The following is a 23515-nucleotide window of genomic DNA, read 5'->3' as shown; positions in this document are numbered from 1 at the left end:
AATGATTTGACAATGATAAAAACAAAAACATTATATCTAGTATTAATTACCATTTTCTTTATGAAACCTTTTGCGGGTATCGCTCAAGAGGTTAATGAATTAAATGAGGTTTCGGCAACAATAACAAATAAGTCAGGCGATGGACTAAAAGATGTTCTTATACAAGCATCTAATTCTAAAAATACGACATTAACCAATGAAAATGGCGTTTTTAGATTAAAAATTCAGGAAGAAGATATTCTCATTATATCTCGTTTAGGTTATGAAGAATCTGTTATTTACATTGATAATGGAAGTTTGGAAAACGAAACTATTGTATTGAAGCAATTTGGAGTTATACAACCAGAAGAAGCTATAAATATTTCTTTAGGAAATCTTCCTTTTGAACGTATTACAGGTTCTGTAGAGCGTATAACAGGCGATGAGTTGAGTGATTTTCCTACCGCTTTTGTGCAAGAGGCTTTGGCTGGAAGATTATCAGGTTTAACGTCTAATTATAATGATGCATTACCTACAGCAGAGGGTTTTGGAAATAGCATTCGAAGACAAGGAGCTGGACAAATTTTAGTTGATGGGGTTCCAGTTACAAATATAGTACTTACCCCTGCAGAAGTAGATGATGTTGTTATAGCAAAAGATTATGGGTCTTCCTTCATGTTTGGTACTTTAGGAGCACCAGGCGCTATAATTGTAAATTCTAAACATGGGTTGCCGGGTGGACGTTCGATTAAATTTAAATCTAGAACGGGTGTTAGAACACCAACATTTTTGCCAAATGTTATGAATGCGCAAGATTATGCCAAAAACTATAATACGGCACTTGTAAATGATGGATTTGCACCTATTTATAGCCAAAATGATATTAATGATTATACTACTGGTGAAAATCCGGTAAGAAACCCTAATAATAATTATTATGATGATTTAGTTGATGGTGTATCTACTTATAGTCATGTAACAGGTGATTTTTCTGGAGGAAATAAGAATGTCCAGTATTTTTCGCATTTAGGGTTTTATAATACAAATGGTATTGAAAGTGTTGGAGATGGTAGAAAATTAACACGCTTACGATTGAATAATAATGTGCAAATTAAATTTAGTGAAAAAGGTGCTGTAAATTTAGGTATTGGAGGTAGTTTTAATAAGAGAAAAGAACCTGCTTTAAATGCTAATAGTGCTTTTAATACGATGTATAATTATCCTGCAAATGCTTTACCTTATAAAATTAATGATACTATATATGGCAGAACACCAGAATATGGAACTAATTTGCTGGTAGGTTTAGCACATGGATCTATAATAGAGGACGAACGCAGAGATGCATTTGCACGTATTGGTTTAGACTTAGATTTAAGTGAATTAACAAAAGGCTTAACATTTAAAGCCTTAGTTGGTATGTATACGTTAAATATATTGTCTAAGCGAAGAGACCCTAGAGTGAATATGGCAGAGCCCGTATTTACGTTAAATAATGATGGAAGCTATACAACGACTTTTAGAAATTATACTCGTGGAAATAATGAAAATGATTGGGTGAGAGCGGGAGACCGTGTTGATAGGAGTCAATTTATTAATGCAAACTTACATTATAATCGAGATTTTAGTGATGACCATAAAGTTATAGCTGATGTGATTTTTTCTAACCAAGAGATAACAGGAAGTCAATTAGTTCAAAACACTATTTTTAGAAATTTAGGACTTAGAGTTAATTATTTATTAAAGCAAAAATATGTTTTAGAGGGTAAATTGATGAATTCTCCTATTCGACAATTGTCACAAGATGAAAGGAGCAAAATAAATTATGACGCTGGGTTTGCTTGGTTAATGCATAAAGAAAACTTCTTTGCTGGTACGTCATGGTTAAACTTTTTAAAACTAAGAGCTAATTTTGGTGTACAATCAAGACCTGTTAGTCAGTTCTTTATTTCGGAAAATTTATATGGAGGTTTAGGGTCAGGTCAATTTGGTATCAATGGAAAAACGTCTAGTGGTGGTGGGAATATTCGTGTGTTTACTGCGTCTGGTGATATTAGAACGCCTAAACAAGAGTATTTAAGCATAGGTGTTGATTTTCAGATGGCTAACTCTAAGATTAATGGACAGTTAAACTATTTTAATATTCGTAATTATGATCAAATAGGGTTCTTTAATGGGTTTTATGCTATTTTACCGTCTAATTTTTCACCGTTAGTTAATAAAGGCGATACCAGATTTAGAGGAATTGATGGAAGTATTTCCTATAATAATAAGATAGGGAATTTAAGTTACAAATTTGGTGTCAATGCGATGTATGGGGAAAGTTATGCAACAGAATTTGATTATATAAACTATCCAGCTGGTGAAGAACAAAGAAATATTACAGGCAATAAAGGCGGTCGTATTTTAGGACTCGAAGCAGACGGCATTTTTCAAAACGATACGGAGGTTGCCAATGCTATTCCACAATTATTTGGCGAAGTAAAACCTGGGGATATTAGGTATAAAGACTTTAATAACGACGGCGTTATTGATGAGAAGGATATTCATGAAATTGGTAATGCCCCAAGGTTCTCATATGGTGTTAATTACATGATGCAATATAAAAATTGGAGTTTTAGTGTACATGGTGATGGTGTTCTTGGAGGTGATTATGTTGAAACTTTACATTGGAATAGAGGTACTAATAATTATACAAAAGAAATTGCCAATAGTTGGCCAGTAAGCAATAGTTTACCAAAATTAACTACATTGTCTAATTCTAATAACTATAGAAATTCATCGTTCTGGTTAAAAAATGCTGGGTACTTTAATGTAAGAAGTATTATGGTGGCGTATTCATTACCGCAGGCGTTTTTAAAGAACATAGGTGTTAAAGACTTTTCATTTTCTGCAGCTTCAAAAAACCCTTTTGTCATATCTTCTAACAAAGATAGATATATGCCAAGTAGAAATAAAGGATATTTAGAGCATCCTGTTTTAAAGGCTTTTGAGTTGGGGATACAAGTGACGTTTTAATTTTAAAAATTTAAAAGAATGAAAAAATATAGAATACTTTTTTTGGTAATTATCTCAGCAATAGGTAGTTCTTGCTCAGATGAGTTTACTCAAATTGTACCAAGTAATAATTTATCGTCTGAAGAGGTTTTTAGAGATGCAAGTAGGGCTAGAGAGTTTTTAAATCCTGCATATTCAGGAGTAAGAAATACCCCTTGGATTGAATTAGAATATTACACAAATAATGCCGTAGAAGTTTATGGAGCAAGGAGGGAAGCAGCTTCTGGTTTAACAGCAGAAGCTTCTCCTGTAAGTGTAGAGTGGAGTACGGCTATCAACAATATTTTTAGAATTAATGAATACTTTAAATATGGGTTTGATATCAAGTATGATGCCTATAATGATGTTTTAGCAGAAGGATTAAAGAAACGATTAAGAGGAGAGGCTTTTGGTTTAAGAGCATATTATAAGTGGCTATTACTTAAAAATTTCGCAGGACCTTCGGCAACAGATGGTACCATGCTTGGAATTCCAATTATAGATGAGTTGTTAACCACTGACAATGTTAATAATATATCGAGAAGTACTTATCTTGAGAGTTATAATAGTATAAAGAAAGATTTGGATAGTGCTTATGCGCATATAGATGTGTTGCGTTATCAAGGTGATGGAGATGTAGATGGTGTTCTGTTTACTAGTAGGGTCTCTAGAGAGATGATTTGGGCTTTAAGAGCAAGAATGGCACTTTTTGCAGCCAGTCCAGCTTATGGGCAAATTTCATGGGAAGAAGCTGCGCAAACCGCTTATGATGCAATTATTGAAATCGATGGAGGCGGGCTTAAATCTCTTCAGGCTTATGGTAATTTTGATGAAACAGATAATATTGACCATTTATGGAGACGCAGTTTTAGTAACAATGGGAATTTAGAAAATAATCATTATCCACCATCCATGTTTGGTAAGGGAGTAGGGAATCCGAGCCAAAATTTAGTAGATGCGTTTCCAGATAGTAATGGCTACCCAATTAATCACCCAAGTTCAACCTATAATGGAGTTAACCCTTATGATAATAGAGATGCCCGTTTTGAACGTTTTATTTTTTACAATGGACAAAATGATTATAGAAATGCCTTCATTGAAATTTTTGCAGGAGGGAAGGATATTCATGGTGGTATTAATAAGCAAGCTACCCGCACAGGCTATTATTTAAAGAAATATTTAAGTGCCGATATAAATTTAGACAGTGATCAGTCGTCTGAACCAAACAAAGATTTTAAAGTGTATGCCGTTTTTAGTAGAGCTGGCTTATATTTGGATTTTGCTGAAGCGGCTATTGAAGCTTATGGTGTAAATGGTAAGGATGCAAGTATGGCATTTTCTGCAAGAGAAGCTATTGAAGTTATTAGAAATAGACCAGAGAGTGGTCTTGCTAGTGATCTATATTTAGACGAAGCAGACGATTTTTTAAATACTTACAGAGATCTTGTTCGAAATGAAAGACGTATCGAGTTTGCTTTTGAAGGCGAATATTATTACGACGTAAGACGATGGATGCTTCCGTTAGATGAACTTAATGCCTCAGTTATGGGAGTGAATGTAACCAAGCAAGCGGATGATTCATTTATCTATGAAGCTAAAGAAGTGGAGTCTCGAAATTTCTCTGATCGTATGTATTATAACCCAATACCAAGAGGTGAAATATTATCTTCAAATGCACTTATCCAAAATGCAGGTTGGGAATAGTTAACTAAATAATTATAAAAAAATATGAAAATTATGAAATATAAAAGTTGTGTGTTGATTTTGTTATTGCTATCCATACTATTATCATGTGATCCTTATGAAGATTATATAGTTGATACCGCAGGATATAAAACAGTATATTTTCCGTATACTGAATTGCCAAGATCAGCTGTCTCAGGAGAAGGACTTGAGATTAAGGTTGGTGCATATCTTGGAGGGGTTAGAGAAAATAATAATGATGAAGACGTTACATTTGAAATTGACGAAACGTTGTTAGATGGTACATCTTATACGTTATTGCCAAGTGATTATTATACTTTGGGAAATTCAAGTAAAATTACCATACCTAAAGGCGAATATTTAGGTTTATTACCAGTAAAGTTTGATTCTTTAAAAATGGCAAATGATCAATTATTAAAGGACTTTAATTATGCACTTCCTTTCAAAATGGTTTCAGCATCTGTAGATTCTATTTTAGAAGGCAAAGGACAAACGATTATTCCTATAAAGTTAATGAACACTTATGAGGGGAATTTTTACCAAGTAGGGAGCTTAAAAGAGTTTTTTACAGCTACTAAAGTACTTGATACCGCTTATGTTTATGGAAATTATTTTGATCTAACAGATAATATAGAAATACGTGAATTAAGCTCGATTATGATGGACACGGTTAAAATTAATGGTGTGGCAAACAGACAGGGTGATAATTATTCTATGAAGCTTAAAGTAAACCCCGAAGATAATTCAGTAACTATTATTGCAGACCCTTCTTCTGATTATCAAGTAGAAGAAAATGGCTTTAGTTTATGGGATCCTGTAAAAAGAATATTTACTTTAAAATATAAGTATAGTGATGGAGGTAAAGATTTTGAGATTGAAGAAACATTAACATTTCGTAATAGAATCCGAGACGGTATTAATGAATGGCGTTGGGAAGGATTTCCAGGCAATTGATAATAATATTATTAATAAAAAAAACGTATAAGTTTTAGTTGAGTTAGTTTAGTTTTTAAGAAAGAGGCTGCCCATAAGGTAGCCTCTTTTTTATATAGTAGATAACTTTTTAAGTAACAGAAAAATTCTTCTAACCTCGATTAATGTATTTATTGAAAGACCACTAAAAGTTAGGAGTTTACCAATATCCTTTTATTAGCCTTGCAGGATTATAATAGAAAATTAAAAAGCAGTATATCATTAATCGAACTCAGTCTTTTAATACCAAATAAACTATGTAATAACACAATTCGTTTGTTTTTCTACGACTTCATCATTATAAAATTTAACAAAAGTTTATAGTGTTTCGCTTTACTAGGTCTAAAAAATTTTGACACGAATTCAGTTTCACAATGCTTATCATTTTATATTCAAACATGTCACGAAGCAGACTTTCAGTCCATAGGTTTGGTTTGCGAAAGTTACTTTTTTATGTTGAGCTCACGTTAATTTTATATATGTCAGTCAGTCAAGTCACGTTCAACCATGAGTGCCTTTCAATTTTTTATAATTCAACCATATCTAACCACTTTTCTCTTATAGAACTACCTGGAGTGGTTCGTTGATATTTAGCAACATATTCTTGCCATTCCGTTTCTCTTGGAAGTTTTTGCCACTTGGGACCGACTTCCTTTAAATCAAATTCTGAATGGGTATCCATAATCAAGATGGCCTGTTCGTTAAACAAGTATATTTCCATGTCTTTTACGCCTATAGATTTCATATTTGCCGTAATCTCTGGCCATGCCTGGCCAATACCATGAATTCTTTTGTATTCCGCCATCATTTCTGGATCTTTTTGCAATAGTAAAGTCCAAACAAAACGCTTTTTCTCACCAATTTTAGTTTTAAGTTGTCCTTCTTGTGAGGTATATGTTAATTTTTGATCAAGTTTGTAGATACGCTCTAAACCACTATCATGTTTAGGAAAAGTAACCCCAGTTTGTTCCAATTTTATTTTGAAAGTGCTAAACTCTTGAACTTGATTTAAAGCTTCATACATTTTTTTACTGTTGTAAGATGGATCTGTATCTATCACTATAAAAAAATCGGTTTCTTTTTGATATAGGTTAAAATCATAAATAGCTCCATGGACAAGGGCTTCCTTGCATTTTTTCCAACCATCGGTTTTAAATACATCCAAAACCTGAGAATTTTGAGATTGAAAAAAATAGGTGAATCGCCTAAATTGATTATCGGAATAAGTCACCTCACTTTTATCATCGATCTCTTGAGGTTTATTTTCTTGGTTATTAACTTGTTTTTTACAACTTGATAACGCTATTAGCAATAATAGTAAAGAAATTATGTGTTTTTTCATCATCTTACTTTTTATAAAATTAATTTATGCTATATTTTCAATAATACCCCATAAAATAATAAGCAATATCATAATGGAAATACCTATAATCCTATAGTCGAAAACAGATTTGATTTTTCTAAAATAATCTGAGCGTACAAAGGTGTAAGCCATTTGTGCTTCGGTTGGTTTTGGGGTTAAATAACTCACTATTACAAAAATAATACAACATGCTACAAATCCCCACCATGCTTGCATCATAAAGATAATTCCCCATTCATCGGTAATAAGCTTAACACCATTTTCATCCGCAAAATCTAAACTAAACATTAGGACTCCTAAAATAAGACCAAATAGGAAAGTCCATTTGGCAGCTTCTTTTGTACCTCTTTTCCAGAAATATCCTAATATAAAAACAGCAGAAATAGAAGGGGCTATACTAGACCCTATAGAGTTTACAATCGTGATAATCGATCCTCCTTTTGCTCCAGCCACTAATGAAAATAGAATCGCTATAACCATCACTACAAAAGCAGTTATTTTTCCTATCCATACGAGCTTATCATCTTCGGTATCAGGTTTTAATCTACGTATAATATCTATAGATACCAAGGTAGAAGAGCTATTTAAGGCTGCCGCTACAGAACTCATTAAAGCGGCTAGGAGTGAGGCAATTACAATACCGACTAATCCAATAGGCAATATTTCTGCTATAAGTATAGAATAGGTTTGCCCTGTTCCTGCGGCATTTATAGTATCCTTAAAAAGCACATAAGCCAATAAACCAGGTAAAAGCATAAAGAACACAGGAGCTAATTTTAAAAGGGCTGTGAACATAGGACCAATTCTAGAATCATTTTCAGATTTAGATCCAAGAACACGCTGTACAATAGTCTGGTCTGTAAACCAATACCATATTCCCAATACAGGATACCCTAGAAAAACAGCATACCATGGAATACCTCCAGTTTCTGCCACTACAGCATCTGTTCTAAGCATAGAAAGACTTCCTGGTTTAATATGAGCTTTAAAGGATTCAAAATCTGTAACTCCTGCTTCAGGTAACATTAATATACCAAAAACAGTAATTAATATACTTCCTCCTAGAAGCATCACAGATTGTATAGATTCTGTTACGGCTACAGCTTTTAATCCTCCAAAAATGGTATAAATTGCTGTAAGGATAGATATAATTAAAACACCCCATAGTTGGTCTAAACCAAAAAATTCTTTCATTATGGTAGCACCAGCATACAAGCTAATACCAATATGAATAAGCAAGGCGGTGAGAATGGCAAATACGACCATAAATGTTCTGGATGCACCATCAAACCTACTTTCAAAATATTCTGGTATAGTCGCTATTTTTTTTCTGAAGTAGAAAGGCGCAATAAATATTCCGAGGAATACGAGACAGGGAATGGCCATCCATTCAAAAATACCATCGGAAAGCCCCGAGGTAAAACCAGATTCGGCAAAGCCTACGATATGAACTGTAGAAATATTGGAAGCAAAAAGAGAAGCTCCTACAACACCCCAGCCTAAAGACCTGCCTGCGAGAAAATAGCTATTGGACGTTTGCTTTTTAAACCCACCTGCTGCCCAAATACCAATAATTACAATGCCTATAAGGTAAACTGCAATAATGGCTATATCAATAAAAGAAATATTCATCTGTGTATTTTTGTTAAATTATATTAGTCTTTTTAAAATTCAATAATTGCTTTAATTAAATCTCCACTATAAGTATATAGTTTTTCAAATTCGGATGGCACATCGTCGAACTTTATTCTATGTGTAATAAAAGGTGTTGGATCTATTTTACCCGATTCTATTAACCTAATAATACGACTAAAATCTGAACTTAAAGCAGCCCTACTTGCTTTTAGTGTTAATTCTTTTTTATGAAAATAGGGGTCGTTAAAAACCACATCCCCTAAAAATAATCCTATAAAAACGATAGTGCCACCAGCCGCTACATATTTAAAAGTATTCATCATAGATTTTTCACTGCCCGTTGCATCAAGTACAATGGTTGGTAAATCGCCATCTAATAATTCGGTTAATGATGCTTCTACATCTCCAAGTGCATTGATGGTATCACTTATTTTAGTGATTTCCTTGCATTTTTCTAATTTGGCATCGTCTATGTCCATAGCAATGACTCTGGCTCCTGTTAACTGAGCAAACTGAATAGTTCCTAACCCTATAGGGCCAGCTCCAATGACCAAGACAGTATCTTCATGAGATATTTGAGCTCTATCAACGGCATGACACCCTATAGCTAGAGGTTCTATCATGGCTAATTGATCTTCTGATAATATATTTGATGGATGAAGAAACTTTGCTGGATATTTAAAATATTCCTGCATACCACCATCCACATGTACGCCTAAGACCTGTAAATGCTCACCACAATTAGATTTACCTCTTCGAACTGCTTGACCAATAATATCGTTATAATAGGGCTCTACCGAGCACGAATCTCCTATTTTTACGTTGGATACGCCTTTTCCAATACCTACAACTTCTACAGCTAGTTCATGCCCTAAAATTCTAGGATAATTAAAAAAGGGCTGACTCCCCTTGAATGCGTGTAAATCTGTACCACAAACGCCTATCTTTCTTACCTTAAGTAGTGCTTCACCTTCTGATAGTGTTTTGTCTAATTCTGAAGCTTGAAATGATTCCCATGTTCCTGGTTCATTAAGTCTAATTACTTTCATGCTATAACGGTTTCGGTAATTTCATTAAATATATCTTCTGGTAATTTTCCTAATTTCCAATCGGCGATTGTGGATTGGATTTGCTGTAAATTTCTTGCGCCCATGACCACTCTGTCGGCCTCGGCTATCGAAAACAGATAGCGCTGCGCCAATGTAGCGATAGACATGTTTAATCGATCTGCAATGGTTTTTACTTTTATAGCATTATCTAAATCACTTTGGGTGATCCACTCACCATCTGCACCATCTTTTTTGTATTGTTCAAATCGGTTTCCCAATAAAGAAAAATGTAATGCTGATGCTGCATAATATGCAATGCCTTCTTTTTTGTATTGCTGAATTTCGCCATTAAATGCACTAAGGTTACAGGCATCCATTCTTAAAAAACCAGATACAACATCAAAATTATTATGGGTGATAAATGGCTTAAATGTTTCTGAAGGGTTGCCGCCAACGCCAAGTTTCTTTACTAATCCATCTTGTTTAAACCCTTTTAAAGTATCTAAAATGGTTTCCATGTTTTCTAAAGGAACCAACTGTGGTTCATGTAAAAAAAGGAGATCGATGTAGTCTAATCCAAGTGTTTCCAGACTTTGGTGTAAGCTTCTAGTCATCGCTTCTTTGGAGTAGTCTAACTTAAACTCGTAAGCATCTTCTCCTTTTAGACGACCAACTTTGGTGCTAATAAAAGGTCGTGTCCCTTTCCATTGTTTTAAAGCTTTGCCAACATATAATTCTGAATTGGCATAAGAAGGTGCGGTGTCTAAAACAGAGATACCGTTTTCTAATGCATACAATAGAGCGTCTATAGATTCTGATTCTTTAACAGATCCCCAGACACCACCTAATGCCGAGGTACCATAAACTAAACGACTTTGATTATTAAAAGCTATACTTTTAGAATAATCATCAATATATGTAGGTTTCATAATCATACTAAAAATTAACAGTTGCACCACCATCTACAGGCAATACGACTCCTGTAATATAACGAGCCGCTTCCGAACTTAAAAACACGGCTGTGTTTCCAATATCTTCTGGTTTACCAAAATGGTCCATGGCAATTCTATTGGTAATTTGTTGTTTTCTTTCGGGATCGTTATTTATAGCATTCAAAAACATATTTGATTCAATCCACCCAGGAGCTATAGCATTTACACGGACATTATTTTTTGAGTATTCTGTTACCAATGAATTAACAATACCTGTTATGGCCGTTTTAGATGTGCCATAGGCAACCACCTTATCAATACCAAATAATCCAGCCATAGAGCCAATCATAATAATAGATCCTTGTTTACGTTTCAGCATGTATTTTGCACATTCACGTGTAAGACTAAAAACACTTAATACATTGGTTTGAATAATACGCTCAAAATCTTCGTCTGTGGTGTCTTGCGCCATGGCCTTATGATGAATTCCAGCATTATTAACCAAAATATCAATGGGACCAACATTTTTTTCTATCTCTGCAACCAAAATAGGGAGCTTGTCTTTTTCAGTAATATCACTTACTCTATAATGATTGTCTTTTCCAAGTTCCGTAATGGCATCTTGCAATACATGTTCTCTTCTTCCTGTAATAACAACGGTTGCCCCTGCATTAATTAATGCTTTTGAAATCCCAAGACCAATGCCAGTTCCTCCTCCAGTTACTAATGCTAATTTTCCTTTTAGCGAAAATACGTCTTGATTCATTTATTTAATTTCTGTTAAATATTTGTCAATAAAACTAAACCCCCATCCAGGAAGGTCGTGAGGTTTGGCATAACCATCTTGTACAATCATTGGATTATCAATTAAAGGATCTACCCAATCAAAAGATTCTGCACCAACGCCATTTGAGATAGTACATAACAATGGAACATCGTAATCCTTATAATAATGTGGTAATACGGGTAAGTGAAAGCTTTTGGCTAAAGCAGCACTTTCTCTCCAAGCTTCTACACCTCCAATTCTCAAAATATCTGGTTGCCAGATATCGAGAGCGTTTCTAGTAACTAATTCACGAAGGGGTAAGGTATCGTATTCCCGTTCTCCCATAGCTAAAGAGATACCTGTTTGATTTTTCAAGATCTCATACGATTGGAAATCCTGGTGGTTTACGGGTTCCTCAAACCAATTTATATTTAAATCTCTGGCAGCATGCGCTAATTTCATAGCCGAGGGTAAGTCCATACCTTGATTGGCGTCCATCATAATATCTACCTTGTCACCAACAGCTTCTCGTACCAGTCTTAATCGTTCAATATCCGTGCTTACTTTTGGCGAGCCAACTTTAATTTTCACAGCTTTAAATCCTCTATCTGCATAACCAGTTACTTCAGCGATCAACTCATCAATTGAATATGAAATCCAACCACCACTACCATAAATACTCACTTTTTCTTGATGTGTCCCTAAAATCTTATGAATTGGCATTTTTAGATATTTGCCCCAAGCATCCCACATTGCTATATTTATAGCAGCTTGTGCCCATCTCAATATACCTTGATTTCCAAAATACTCGGCTAAGCCATCTAGTCTTTCATACACTAAACCTGTTTCGTTTACTTTGTAACCTTTAACTATAGGAATAATGTCTTTTAAAGTGCCTACGATGGCATTCGGGGAATATTGAAATGATAATAAATAAGATTCACCAATGATACCATTTGCTAATTGTATTCGTAATATTATAAACGATATTTCTGTTAATGTATGTGTTGCATCAGAAATAGGCTTATCCAACTTTGTTTTAGCGCGATACAACTTTACTGTTTCTATTTTTAAGTCTTCCAAATCTTTTATGTCTTCTATTAGTAATTATACGGAATATTCATGAACTGTAAAAATAGATTGAATTCATAAATTATAGTACTACGATATTAGCATATGTGTACACTATTTTGTGTATATTTATACTATAATATGATAATTCTAAATAATATAAGATATAAATGGTTTTAAAAGCGCAATATAGAAATATATCTAGCACGCCTGGGAATTCATTCAAGGTAAAACTTTTAGAAGCAAAAGAATTTCCTGCTGCATGGCATTTTCATCCTCAGTATGAACTTTCTCTTATAGTATCAAGTATAGGGATGAGATATGTTGGAAATAGTGTAAAAAATTTTAGCGAAGGCGACCTTGTTCTTATAGGTAAGAACTTGCCCCATTGTTGGAAAACTATTGGTAATCAAAAAAAGAATGTTAGGGCTATCGTGGTACAATGGGAAGAAGATTTATTGGGTGAAGGTTGGATAGAAAAAGAAGAATTCAAGGCCATTTCTAAATTGTTGAAATCATCGTCCTTGGGAATAAAATTTACTCAAAAAGTAGCCAAAAAATTAGAAAAGGATTTTGAAGAGTTACTTATTCTTTCTCCATTTAAAAAACTAATAAAGTTTTTAAATATACTAAACATACTTGCTAATCAAAGTCATCAAGAACTTTTAGCTGAACCAGGGTTTCGAAATAAAGTATCGATAGAAGATAGTGAAAGAATTAGTACGCTTAATAATTTTGTTAAAGAAAATTATATGAATAAAATTAATTTAAAAGCTGCTGCCTACCAAATATCTATGTCTGAAGAGGCTTTTTGTCGCTTTTTTAAAAATGCTATGGATAAGCCATTTTTTCAGTTTGTTAATGAATATAAAATAAATATGGCTTGTAAAATGTTGATAGATGATGTTAGCAGTTCCGTTTCCCAGATAGCCTACGAATGTGGTTACAACAATCTGTCTTTTTTTTATAGACAATTCCGTAGGTTTGTAGGTAAATCTCCTGTCGAATTTCGAAAAATGTTTAAAGAAATTCCGTGTTTGAATTAAAAACCTCTTAAATTGATTTGATACAATTTTTTACTTGACACATAATAATTTAAGATTATCAAAATCTAAATTCTCAAAAATTGGTGTAAAACAAAATTCCCTTATAAAAGATTTAGGCGTGACCATAAGGGTCAGGCTATCCGTTACAATTCCTCGCACTTCGCTAAAAAAGCTCAGGCTGTGGGATTTTCACTGCTATCCTTCACGCGAAAACGGGTACACAAAAACCCTTTTTGGATAAAAAAGGAATTTGTTCTTACACTCCTCAAAATAATAGTACATAAATTTACTATTTTTACTTTTATAATTCAAGAACTGCTTTTAATACCAATTTGAACATTATGATAAACAAATATACCATGACCTTTAACAAAACATTATTGTGCTTTATCATTTTTTTATTTTTCATACTTGAGCCTCCACTAGTAGCTCAAAATGCTGATAATAGCATACCCTTTTCTACAGCACCAATCGATGCCAAGGTTGAAGCTATCATGAGTAAAATGACACTTCAGGAAAAATTGGCACAAATTGAGGGTATTCGACCCATGTTAATTATGGAAGATGGCAAATTTTCTGAAGAAAAGTTTAGAGAAGTGATACCACATGGTATTGGGCATATTTGTCAGTTTTCATCATCACTCGCCATGAGTCCAAACGAACTACGCGATTTTGTTCGTGAAGTGCAGCATTATTTAATGACTGAAACAAAAACCAAAATCCCAGCAATCTTTCATGAAGAAGCCATTACTGGTTTTGCCACTCAGGGAGCCACTACATATCCTCAACAAATAGGAATGGGGTGTACATGGAATCCTGAGCTCATTACAAAAATTGCTAATACTACCCGACAAAATATGCGTGCTGCTGGAGCAACATATGCTTTATCTCCTATGTTAGATATAAGCCGCACAGCACATTGGGAGCGGATTGAAGAAAGTTATGGTGAAGATGCTTATTTAACATCTCTCTTAGGGGTATCATTTATAAAGGGGTTACAAGGCGATGATTTTCGCACAGGAGTAGCTACGACTACCAAGCACTTTGCGGGTTATGGCTCACAAAACGACAATGTCAAAGAACTCTATGAGGAATATGTCATGCCTCATGAAGCAGCTATGAAAGTTGCTGGTTCTAAAAGTGTCATGCCCTCGTATGGTAAGTACAAAGGGTTGGCTGTTGCAGCAAACAAGGAAATGCTGACCGATATTTTACGTACTCACCTTAAATTTGATGGCGTAGTGATTAGTGATTACGGTGCAATAAGCTTGATCCATTCGGGGCATAAGCAGGCTACATCTGTTAAGGAAGCAGCAGTTATGGCACTAAAAGCTGGTATTGACATTGAAGTTTCAAAGCCCATAGCTTTTCCTTTTCTTCCAGAAGCTTTAGATGAAGGCTTAATACAGATGGAGACAATAGATGCTGCAGTAAGAAAATCACTAATAATGAAAGCTAAGCTAGGTTTATTGGACAAAAACCCACAAATAGGTGTTGACCAGGATTTGGATTTCGACCCACCAGCATTTCGGCAATTAGCCTATGAAGGGGCTTGTCAGTCTATCGTTTTATTAAAGAACAATGGTATCTTACCGCTAAAAAAAGAGGTGAAAAAAATAGGTCTATTAGGGCCTAATGGCTCAACTGTACATTGTATGTTAGGGGATTATACCTATCAATCAATGCAATCATTTTGGTGGGGTAACTCCTTTAATCCCAATGATCCTAAAATAGTTACATTACATGAAGGATTAAAATCAAAGCTTGCTAAGGACGTTGAAATAATGCAAGAGCGTGGTTGCGATTGGAGTGCACCTCTTGAATCCATAGTAAAAATGGATAATTTGGGAGATAGTCGCCTTGCTAAAGTTAAAATGATTGCTATTAAGGGTGTACCACAACCCGATTTAAACAAAGCAGTGCAAATTGCCAGTAAAAGCGATGTGATTGTTGCTGCAGTAGGAGAGAACATCTACCTTTGTGGAGAAGGAAGAGAACGTAAAGGAATTCGTTTACCTGGAGAACAGGAAGCCTTTGTACAAAAACTAATAGATACTGGAAAACCTTTAGTGTTGGTCATCTTTGGAGGTCGACAACAGTTGGTTAGTAAGTTTGAAGACAAGTGTGCTGCCATTGTACAAGCTTGGTTTCCAGGAGAAGAAGGAGGAAATGCTATAGCTGATGTTTTACTTGGAAATGTAAATCCATCAGGCAAATTATGCGTAAGTTATCCTGCCACCGAAAGTAAAATCGAAACCAATTACAAAAATGGTTATGGTGATGTGAAAATGCAATATCCTTTCGGATATGGTCTTTCATATACTTCCTTTAAATACAGCAAAATAAAAAGTCCTAAAAAGGTCAACATAAATGATAACCGCTTCAACATTTCATTGAAGGTAAAAAATACAGGGGGATATGACGGTGCAGAAATTGTACAATTATATGTTTCGCCAAAAGACCCTAATTCAAGTTTAAAGTTTACTCAATTAAAAGGTTTCAAACGTTTAGAATTAAAAGCTGGAGAAGAAAAAACTGTGACGTTCAAAGTATCGCCAGAACAATTGGCTCAGTATAAAAATCAACAATGGATTGTTGAGGGTGGGAGCTTTGATTTTAAAATAGGGTCTTCATCTAGTGATATAAGGTTAAGTAAGGTCATTAAAATTGAAGGAGAGTACAAAATTTTACCAAAAGGACGTTCAGTATTCTTTTCATTGGTCGAATAATTTGTATACACTCTTAAAGGTAAAGGTGTTGAATCTATAAAACTGACCCCAGATCAAGCTCCCTTGGGTCTTTAGATAAGTCAAAAGCGGTAGCATACTCTCCGAGCATAGTGGTTTTAAACTGTATTTGGAAAGCAATCTTGAAGATATTGTTTTAATACCATTTCTTGTTTGGAATTACTGTAAAATAAAATAATGATTTTTTGTTTTATACAAAATATAAAAATAAAGCATAGCCTAAGTTACGGTTTCTTTTTCTATTGAAGTAGAAGGCGAAAAAGGGTGTTTTATTACGGTTATTTCAAATGAGAATTGGTATAAGTATCCCAGATAAAAGGTTTTGAAATCCCGAACCCTAGATAAATGGAACAAAACCTTGTATGGTCATCACCTCTAAGGAATATGAATTGGTGAATAAAAATAAATAACTGCTAATTGTAGTTTTATTTATAAAGACTCCTTATTATCTGTGAACTTTTTAGCAAATTCTGTTGGTGTTACTCTATAAACCTGTTTAAAGCATTTACTGAAATATTTGGGATCATTAAAACCTGTTCTAATACAAACCTCGGAGATTAATAAGCCCGAGTTTTGTTTTATAATTTGAGTGGCTCGTTTTAATCTATAATCACGAATAAATTCATTTGAAGACTTTTCTGTTAATTGTGTTAATTTTCTATAAAGACCAGAATGGCTCATGTTCATTTTCTTTCGGAATTCGTGTGCGTTAAAATCGGGATCGTCAAAATTTTTATCTAAAACCTCATAGGCCTTTTTAATAAATAAATCATCAGTTGAATCTATGTCTTTGTTTTTTGGAATAAAATTTATTTTGGTCTTAGATTTTTCAGATATTTTTTTGTTTGTTTCAATGATATTTTTAATTCTAGATTCAAGTATTTGAATACTAAAAGGTTTCTTAATATAGTCAATAGCTCCAATACTCAACCCTTTTATTTTAAATTCATCAGATGTCCAGGCACTTAAAAATAAAAATGGGATATGGCTCGTTTTTTCATTATCCTTTATACGTTTACAAAATTCAATACCATCCATTACTGGCATTAAAGTGTCACTTAATATTAAATCAGGAATATGTTTTAAAGCTTTAACTAAGGCATTTTCTCCATTTGGAGCTTCAATAACCCTAAAGTTTTCCGATAAGGCATTTACGATATAAGATCTAATGTCGAAATCATCCTCAACTACTAATATTTTTGGTGTGTTTTTATTATGATTTTTAGTTATGATTTCATTTTCAGGAGTTTCTTTTAAAAGGTTTATTGGTTTTAATGGAAGCCTTTCTGGAACATAATTTCTTATGTTTTTAGATTTATAAAATTCTTTTTTTATGGGAATTATAACTGAAAATGTAGAACCTTTATTAAGTTCGCTTTCAACTTTAATATTACCATTATGTAATTTTATTAATCTATTTACGTAATCTAGTCCAATACCTGCACCGTTTGGGTTTAATGATTTGGCAGATTTAATTTGATAGAATCCTTCAAATATTTTGGCTAATTTGTCTTCAGCAATACCAATACCGTCATCTATAACACTAATAATAATATATTCTTTTGAAGTATCAGTATAATCTAATAATATAGAAATATGACCCTTCTTCATTGTGAATTTAAATGCATTAGACAACAGGTTATATAGTATTTTTTCAATTTTATCTTCGTCTATCCAGCCCATTAAATTTTTTTCCTGTGGTTGGAATTTGAATGTTATTTCGTTTTGAATGGCAAATTCATGAAATGCATTTGTTGTATCCTCTATACATTTAACAATGTTTTGTTCTGAAACCTGTAAACTTAAAGTATCACCTTCCAGTTTGCTTATGTCTAAAATTTGATCTACTAATCGTAATAGACGAAACACGTTTTTATTTACAAGCTGTAATAAATGCGAGTCTTTATCTTCTTTATTAAGTTTTATAAGTTGAGATATAGGATCAGAAATCAAAGTTAAAGGTGTACGTAGTTCATGGGAAATATAGGTGAAGAAACGAAAACGCATTTGATTGAAATCTTCCTCATTCTTTAATTTCATTCGCTGTAATTCATTTTCGTTTTTTTGTTTTGTACTTATAATAGTATACTTATTATAATAATATAATAACAAAATAAACGAAAGAAACATAATGGTCTTAAACCACCATGTGGCATAGAACGGGGGGGCAATGGAAATTTTTAGAGATTTTTCATTACCCTTGGAAGCGCTATTAATTACTTTCACTTTAAAGACATAATCCCCATGATTAAGGTTTGTAAACCCCACAGATCGATTAGCGCCAATATTTACCCAATCATTCATATAATTTTCTAGGGTATAAGCATACTTGTTTTTGCCTTGTGTATTAAAATCTAATGCAGCAAAATCAATTGAAAAATCGTTTTGTATGGCTTTAAGGTTTACTTGTTCGGTTTTTGAAATACTTTTATTTAATGGCGAGTTAGTAGTGTTTACATTGGCACTTTTATTATCAATTTTTAAAGATGAAAATACAATTGAAGGACCTTTTTTGCTTTTTGAAATACTATCGGGATGAAATATTACCAACCCTTTTGAGCCTCCAAAACCAATGGAATTGTCTGGTAAAACTATAGATGCTTTTGGTTGAAATTGTTTAGAAGGGAGTTTATAGCTATCACCAAAGTTTTCGAAAGTTTGTGTTTTTTTATCAAATTTAACAAGACCTTTAAACGTGCTTACCCAAAAAGCATTGTCTTCAGTAGAGACCAAACTTGATACAAAATTACTGGGTAATCCATTATCTTCAGTGAAAAAAGTAAATTCATGATTATTTAAATCTAAATAGCCCATTCCGCCCCCTTGAGAACAGAACCAAATGAGTTCTTCACCGTTTTCAAAATAAACTTGACTTATGGGAAAAGATTCCAGTTGATTACTATAAAAACCTTCAAATGTTTCTGTAGATGGATTAAAAATAGCAATACCTCCTATAGTGGCTAGTACAAGATTGTTGTTTTTTGTGACTTTTATATCTCTAACATTAATGTTACTGTATTTTTTGAAGTTATTCTGAATTGGATTATAAAGATTTAATCCCGTTTGAGTACCAATCCATAAATTTTTTGATGCATCTTCAGCAAAACAATATATTTTATTATCACTAATACTATTCGTATCGTTGAAGTTGTGCTTGAAATGATAAAAACTCTTTTTGTTTGGAGCTAATAAATTTAACCCTCCTGAGTATGTACCAAACCACATGTTGGATTTAGAATCTTCAAAAATTGAAGTTACCGTGTTGAAACTTAAAGATGAAGGATTGTTTTTCTCGTTGCAATAAGAAGTATATTGCTTATTTGTCGAATTATATGTGCTAATTCCACCCCAAGTTCCAAACCACAAATTATTTTTACTATCAAGAAAAACACTTCTAATTCGACTTTCTATAATACTATTGTTATCATGGGCTTGATGTCTAATTAATTTAAAAACACTGTTTTTAGAGGTGTTGAAACAAACACCACCTGCATAAGTGCCTACCCATAAAATACCTTCTCTATCTTCGTATACAGAATATATTGAATTAGTTACTAAACTTTGAATATGGTCTGGATCATGGTTTAAAGTTGTAAATGTATGAGTTGTTTTGTCCATTTTAGTTAAGCCACCACCATTGGTTGCAACCCAAAGGTTCCCCTCTTTAGTTAAAAAAATGTCACTTATTTCATTATGTGGCAATAAACTATTCCCCGTGTGATATGTTTTGAAATGTTTTCTATTATAATAGGATATGCCCCCTTGGAGCGTTCCGACCCAAAGTGTTCCTTCTTTATTTAAAGTAAGTGCTGTAATGGTATTTCCTCCAACAGAATTTTCATTATTTTCATTATAAAAATAATTGGTAAACCGCTTACTTTTTTTATCAAGTCGATTCAAACCATTTTGTGTCCCTATCCAAAGGTGTGTATTATCATTAACTAACGATAATACTTCCGAATTTGATAATGAATTTGTTTTGCTAGCTGCATGTCTATGATTGTCTATAACTCCAAGTTTAAGGTCATATAAAACAAGACCTTCAGAAGTGCCCAACCAAACAAGGGAATCATTCTCTTTTTCAATACAATTTACTCTAATAGGTTTATTGAAGTTTTCGAATAAACTGCATTGGGTCACAGTCTCAGTAATAGGGTTGTAAAGTTTAAGTCCATTGTCTGTAGCAATCCATAATAGGTTTTCATGATCTTCATATAAATCAAGTACCTTTTTTCCAATTAAAACCTCAGTCCTATTTTTGTTTATATTTATAACTTCAATGTCATAACTATTGTATCTATTTAGTCCCTCATCTGTACCAAACCATAAGTATCCAGATTTGTCTTTTAAAATAGTATTTACTGTGTTTTGAGACAATCCATTTTCTGTTGTTATAGATAAAAAATCAGATGCAGATTGATCTTCAATATATTGAGCATTTGTCACATGACAGTAACTAAGAATAAAAAAGGTTAAAATGAGAGTTTTATACAACATTGCTATTATTATTATTAAATACCTTAGGGATATTAGTGCTTACTTTTATGAGTAGCAGGAGATTAATAAATTTGTTTAAATATGTATGAAAAATTTTATGTTTTAGCATAAAACTGCCTAATACTTATATTTATGCCAAAAATGGTAATAAAAAATTAAAAAATATGAATATTTTATGTAATATCAATAAATACTATTAAAATTATAATTGATTTCAAGGATTTTAAATTTTCATAATGATTGATTTAGTTAGTTTTAATTTCTGTTTTAAACTAGTTAAAATTGTTTATATTTGAAATTATATTTCAAATATAAACAATTAAATGCTTTCTCCGAAATTAATATCTAAATCAACTTTTCTATATCTAAATCAACTTTTCTATTTTTTACTTCTAATTCTTTATTCACAGGTACGTCTCAAAGTTTAAAGATTTTTATAAATCCAAAATTGATTGAACTGATAATGAAGAATTTTTTTGAAGTGAATGGTATAGATTGGATGGAGTTAAATTAAGGTTCTGTCTATTTTTGGATATTTTGAAAAAGAACCTATTTTGAAAGAAATTTCGTTAATATATTGTTCAAAATATTGATTTTTTGAACATTTTGTCTACTCATTGCCATTAACTGAACAATTTCTTCACTATTTATAGCATTAAATCGACTTTAAACATGCAAATAATCAAGTAATTTGATTTCTAAAATAAGACTAGCTCATGAGTTTAAATGTTTTGCTCTATAGGGGAGGTTATTCTTTATTGGATATTATTAAAGATTGTTATTGTCAAATTTTAAAACGTATAGATGAATAAAATACTGATTGTTAAATTATGTTTTTTTGCTGTTTTTTTTAGTGCTTGTTCAGGCCAAAAGAATAAAACGATTGTGGTAAAAAGTCCAAATTTGGATTTTGAATTTGTAATAAAAATTGATGACAGTTTGTCTTTGCCGTTTTACTCTGTTAGCTATAAGAAAAAAGGTATTGTAGGTGACTCTAAATTGGGTTTTGTTTTAAATACATCGAACCTAAAATATAAGCCCTACCAAATTGCAAATATTAATCAAATTGAGAATGCTTCAGTTGATACTACTTGGAAGCCTGTTTATGGTGAAAAGAATGAATATCCTGAAATCTATAATGAATCCCTTTTTAGGTTTAGTGATAACGAGGATCAGGACGTTTTTAATCTAAGGGTTCGTGCTTATAACGAAGGTGTCGCTTTTCGATATGAATTTACAAAAAGTGCAGGAGATACGATAAATATACATGAAGAGAATACAGAATTTTCTTTACCACCTAACGCAACTGCTTGGACAGCTTTAGAAGCTCAAAAAGAGATATTAAAGAGACCTGTTTCTAGCATAAAAAAAGCTGTGGAGAGACCTTTATTGGTTGAATTACAAGATTCAACATTTCTGGCAATAGGTGAAGCTGCTCTAGTAGATTATGCTCGTATGAAGTTTGTTAATAAAGAAGGTCATTCTGGGACTTTGGTGTCCGAACTAAGCAGTGAAGTCAGTAGTGGACCATTGTTAAAAACACCATGGCGTTTTGTTATGGCAGCTAAAGAACCTGGGAAGCTACTGGAGCATAACTATCTCCTTTTAAATTTGAATGAACCTAATAAATTAAGTGATACCTCTTGGATTAAACCAGGAAAAATTATTAGAGAAACTACGCTTACAACACAGGGAGGAATGGCTTGTGTTGATTTTGCAGAAAAGCACAATCTTCAATTTATAGAATTTGATGCAGGGTGGTATGGTAACGAATACGATGACGCATCAGACGCTACTACAATTACAGTAGACCCTAAAAGATCAAAAGGGCCTTTAGATTTACTAGGAGTCATAAAATATGCTAAGAGTAAAAACATTGGAGTTATTCTATATGTTAATAGAAGATCGTTAGAAAAACAATTGAATGAGGTACTACCATTACTTAGCTCTTGGGGCGTTAGTGGTATTAAATATGGGTTTGTTAATGTGGGATCACAGCAATGGACAAGTTGGTTACACGATGCTGTGCGCAAAGCGGCCGATTATAAATTAATGATTGATGTTCATGATGAATATCGTCCAACAGGATATTCTAGAACATATCCAAATTTCATGACCCAAGAAGGGATAAGAGGTGATGAGGAATCTCCAGAAAACAGTATGGTACTTAATACTATTTTTACCAGAATGATTGCTGGGGCTGGTGACCAAACGAATTGCTATTTTGCTCCCAGAGTAACAGAAACGATGGGATCTCATGCTTCTCAGTTAGCCAAAGCAGTGTGTATTTATAGTCCCTGGCAATTTTTGTACTGGTACGATAGACCAGAAGGGTCTGTAGCTAGTGAGGAAGGTGCGGGAGGAAACAAAGAATTTATTAAAGAAGTTCCAGAACTGGCATTTTATGATGCACTTCCTACCGTTTGGGATAATACCAAAGTTATTGATGGGTATCCAGGTGAATATGCTATTATAGCAAGAAGAAGTGGTGACGATTGGTTTGTAGGAGCCTTAAATGGTAATACATCTCGCGACATTAAATTATCATTAGACTTTTTAGAAGAAGGTAAGAACTATGAGGCTACAATTTACTCTGACGATGAAAATATGAAATCGATCACTAAAGTTCGTATTGAGAAAAGGCGTGTGAGTTTAAAAGATGATTTAGTTTTTAATATAAAAAATAAAAACGGATTGGCAATTCATATAAAAGCCTTGTAA

Annotated in this window: 13 protein-coding genes; 6 read left to right on the top strand and 7 right to left on the bottom strand. The window is 33.1% G+C overall.

What is annotated here, in order from left to right; genetic code table 11:
- Positions 1-12 precede the first annotated feature (12 nt).
- The 3 genes from EM932_RS03380 to EM932_RS03370 are packed head-to-tail and all read left to right on the top strand — an operon-like array spanning position 13 to position 5670.
- Entirely contained in the window at positions 13-2994 is a 2982-nt protein-coding gene (locus EM932_RS03380) for a SusC/RagA family TonB-linked outer membrane protein (RefSeq protein ID WP_170179707.1), read from the top strand.
- 18 nt (positions 2995-3012) lie between these two features.
- Positions 3013-4716 carry a RagB/SusD family nutrient uptake outer membrane protein gene (locus EM932_RS03375; RefSeq protein WP_135875489.1) on the top strand — a complete coding sequence of 568 codons (1704 nt, stop codon included), beginning with the start codon at positions 3013-3015 and terminating at the stop codon, positions 4714-4716.
- Between the two features lie 33 nt (positions 4717-4749).
- A complete protein-coding gene (locus tag EM932_RS03370) occupies positions 4750-5670 on the top strand; it encodes a BT_3987 domain-containing protein (protein WP_170179706.1) in 921 nt (306 codons plus the stop codon).
- A gap of 544 nt (positions 5671-6214) precedes the next feature.
- Here EM932_RS03370 and EM932_RS03365 read toward each other — a convergent pair.
- The 6 genes from EM932_RS03365 to EM932_RS03340 are packed head-to-tail and all read right to left on the bottom strand — an operon-like array spanning position 6215 to position 12516.
- Positions 6215-7030, bottom strand: coding sequence for an L-rhamnose mutarotase (locus EM932_RS03365; RefSeq protein WP_170179705.1), 816 nt, complete (start codon positions 7028-7030; stop codon positions 6215-6217).
- A 24-nt stretch (positions 7031-7054) separates the two neighbouring features.
- Positions 7055-8683, bottom strand: a complete 1629-nt coding sequence (locus EM932_RS03360; RefSeq protein WP_135875483.1) for a sodium:solute symporter family transporter — start codon at positions 8681-8683, stop codon at positions 7055-7057.
- Between the two features lie 32 nt (positions 8684-8715).
- Positions 8716-9735, bottom strand: coding sequence for a zinc-binding alcohol dehydrogenase family protein (locus EM932_RS03355; RefSeq protein ID WP_135875481.1), 1020 nt, complete (start codon positions 9733-9735; stop codon positions 8716-8718).
- Positions 9732-10664 carry an aldo/keto reductase gene (locus EM932_RS03350; protein WP_246040869.1) on the bottom strand — a complete coding sequence of 311 codons (933 nt, stop codon included), beginning with the start codon at positions 10662-10664 and terminating at the stop codon, positions 9732-9734. Before EM932_RS03350 ends, EM932_RS03355 begins: the two co-directional genes overlap by 4 nt.
- Positions 10665-10671: 7 nt before the next feature.
- Complete coding sequence (locus EM932_RS03345) at positions 10672-11433, bottom strand: SDR family NAD(P)-dependent oxidoreductase (protein WP_135875479.1); 762 nt, start codon at positions 11431-11433, stop codon at positions 10672-10674.
- On the bottom strand, positions 11434-12516 hold the full coding sequence (locus tag EM932_RS03340) for a mandelate racemase/muconate lactonizing enzyme family protein (RefSeq protein WP_135875477.1): 1083 nt from the start codon (positions 12514-12516) through the stop codon (positions 11434-11436).
- A 158-nt stretch (positions 12517-12674) separates the two neighbouring features.
- Between EM932_RS03340 and EM932_RS03335 the strand changes: the two genes are divergently transcribed.
- The gene (locus EM932_RS03335; RefSeq protein WP_135875475.1) at positions 12675-13550 is read left to right on the top strand and encodes an AraC family transcriptional regulator; all 876 of its coding nucleotides are present in this window, start codon (positions 12675-12677) and stop codon (positions 13548-13550) included.
- 341 nt (positions 13551-13891) lie between these two features.
- Positions 13892-16279, top strand: a complete 2388-nt coding sequence (locus EM932_RS03330; protein WP_135875473.1) for a glycoside hydrolase family 3 N-terminal domain-containing protein — start codon at positions 13892-13894, stop codon at positions 16277-16279.
- A 447-nt stretch (positions 16280-16726) separates the two neighbouring features.
- Here EM932_RS03330 and EM932_RS03325 read toward each other — a convergent pair whose 3' ends face one another.
- Complete coding sequence (locus tag EM932_RS03325; protein WP_135875471.1) at positions 16727-20794, bottom strand: hybrid sensor histidine kinase/response regulator transcription factor; 4068 nt, start codon at positions 20792-20794, stop codon at positions 16727-16729.
- Positions 20795-21598: 804 nt separating this feature from the next.
- On the opposite strand from EM932_RS03325, the gene EM932_RS03320 reads away from it, so the two are divergent.
- The gene (locus tag EM932_RS03320) at positions 21599-23515 is read left to right on the top strand and encodes a glycoside hydrolase family 97 protein (RefSeq protein WP_135875469.1); all 1917 of its coding nucleotides are present in this window, start codon (positions 21599-21601) and stop codon (positions 23513-23515) included.

It is taken from the genome of Flavivirga rizhaonensis (assembly GCF_004791695.1).
Taxonomy (GTDB): domain Bacteria; phylum Bacteroidota; class Bacteroidia; order Flavobacteriales; family Flavobacteriaceae; genus Flavivirga; species Flavivirga rizhaonensis.
This window is presented reverse-complemented; position numbering and strand designations above follow the sequence as displayed.

What these genes read in the sequence shown, in the direction of transcription:
- EM932_RS03370 (WP_170179706.1), top strand. Translation starts at nt 4,750, where the DNA reads ATGAAATATAAAAGTTGTGTGTTGATTTTGTTATTGCTATCCATACTA.
- EM932_RS03320 (WP_135875469.1), top strand. Translation starts at nt 21,599, where the DNA reads ATGAATAAAATACTGATTGTTAAATTATGTTTTTTTGCTGTTTTTTTT.
- EM932_RS03350 (WP_246040869.1), bottom strand. Translation starts at nt 10,664, where the DNA reads ATGAAACCTACATATATTGATGATTATTCTAAAAGTATAGCTTTTAAT.
- EM932_RS03345 (WP_135875479.1), bottom strand. Translation starts at nt 11,433, where the DNA reads ATGAATCAAGACGTATTTTCGCTAAAAGGAAAATTAGCATTAGTAACT.
- EM932_RS03375 (WP_135875489.1), top strand. Translation starts at nt 3,013, where the DNA reads ATGAAAAAATATAGAATACTTTTTTTGGTAATTATCTCAGCAATAGGT.
- EM932_RS03355 (WP_135875481.1), bottom strand. Translation starts at nt 9,735, where the DNA reads ATGAAAGTAATTAGACTTAATGAACCAGGAACATGGGAATCATTTCAA.
- EM932_RS03360 (WP_135875483.1), bottom strand. Translation starts at nt 8,683, where the DNA reads ATGAATATTTCTTTTATTGATATAGCCATTATTGCAGTTTACCTTATA.
- EM932_RS03330 (WP_135875473.1), top strand. Translation starts at nt 13,892, where the DNA reads ATGATAAACAAATATACCATGACCTTTAACAAAACATTATTGTGCTTT.
- EM932_RS03365 (WP_170179705.1), bottom strand. Translation starts at nt 7,030, where the DNA reads ATGAAAAAACACATAATTTCTTTACTATTATTGCTAATAGCGTTATCA.
- EM932_RS03325 (WP_135875471.1), bottom strand. Translation starts at nt 20,794, where the DNA reads ATGTTGTATAAAACTCTCATTTTAACCTTTTTTATTCTTAGTTACTGT.
- EM932_RS03380 (WP_170179707.1), top strand. Translation starts at nt 13, where the DNA reads ATGATAAAAACAAAAACATTATATCTAGTATTAATTACCATTTTCTTT.
- EM932_RS03335 (WP_135875475.1), top strand. Translation starts at nt 12,675, where the DNA reads ATGGTTTTAAAAGCGCAATATAGAAATATATCTAGCACGCCTGGGAAT.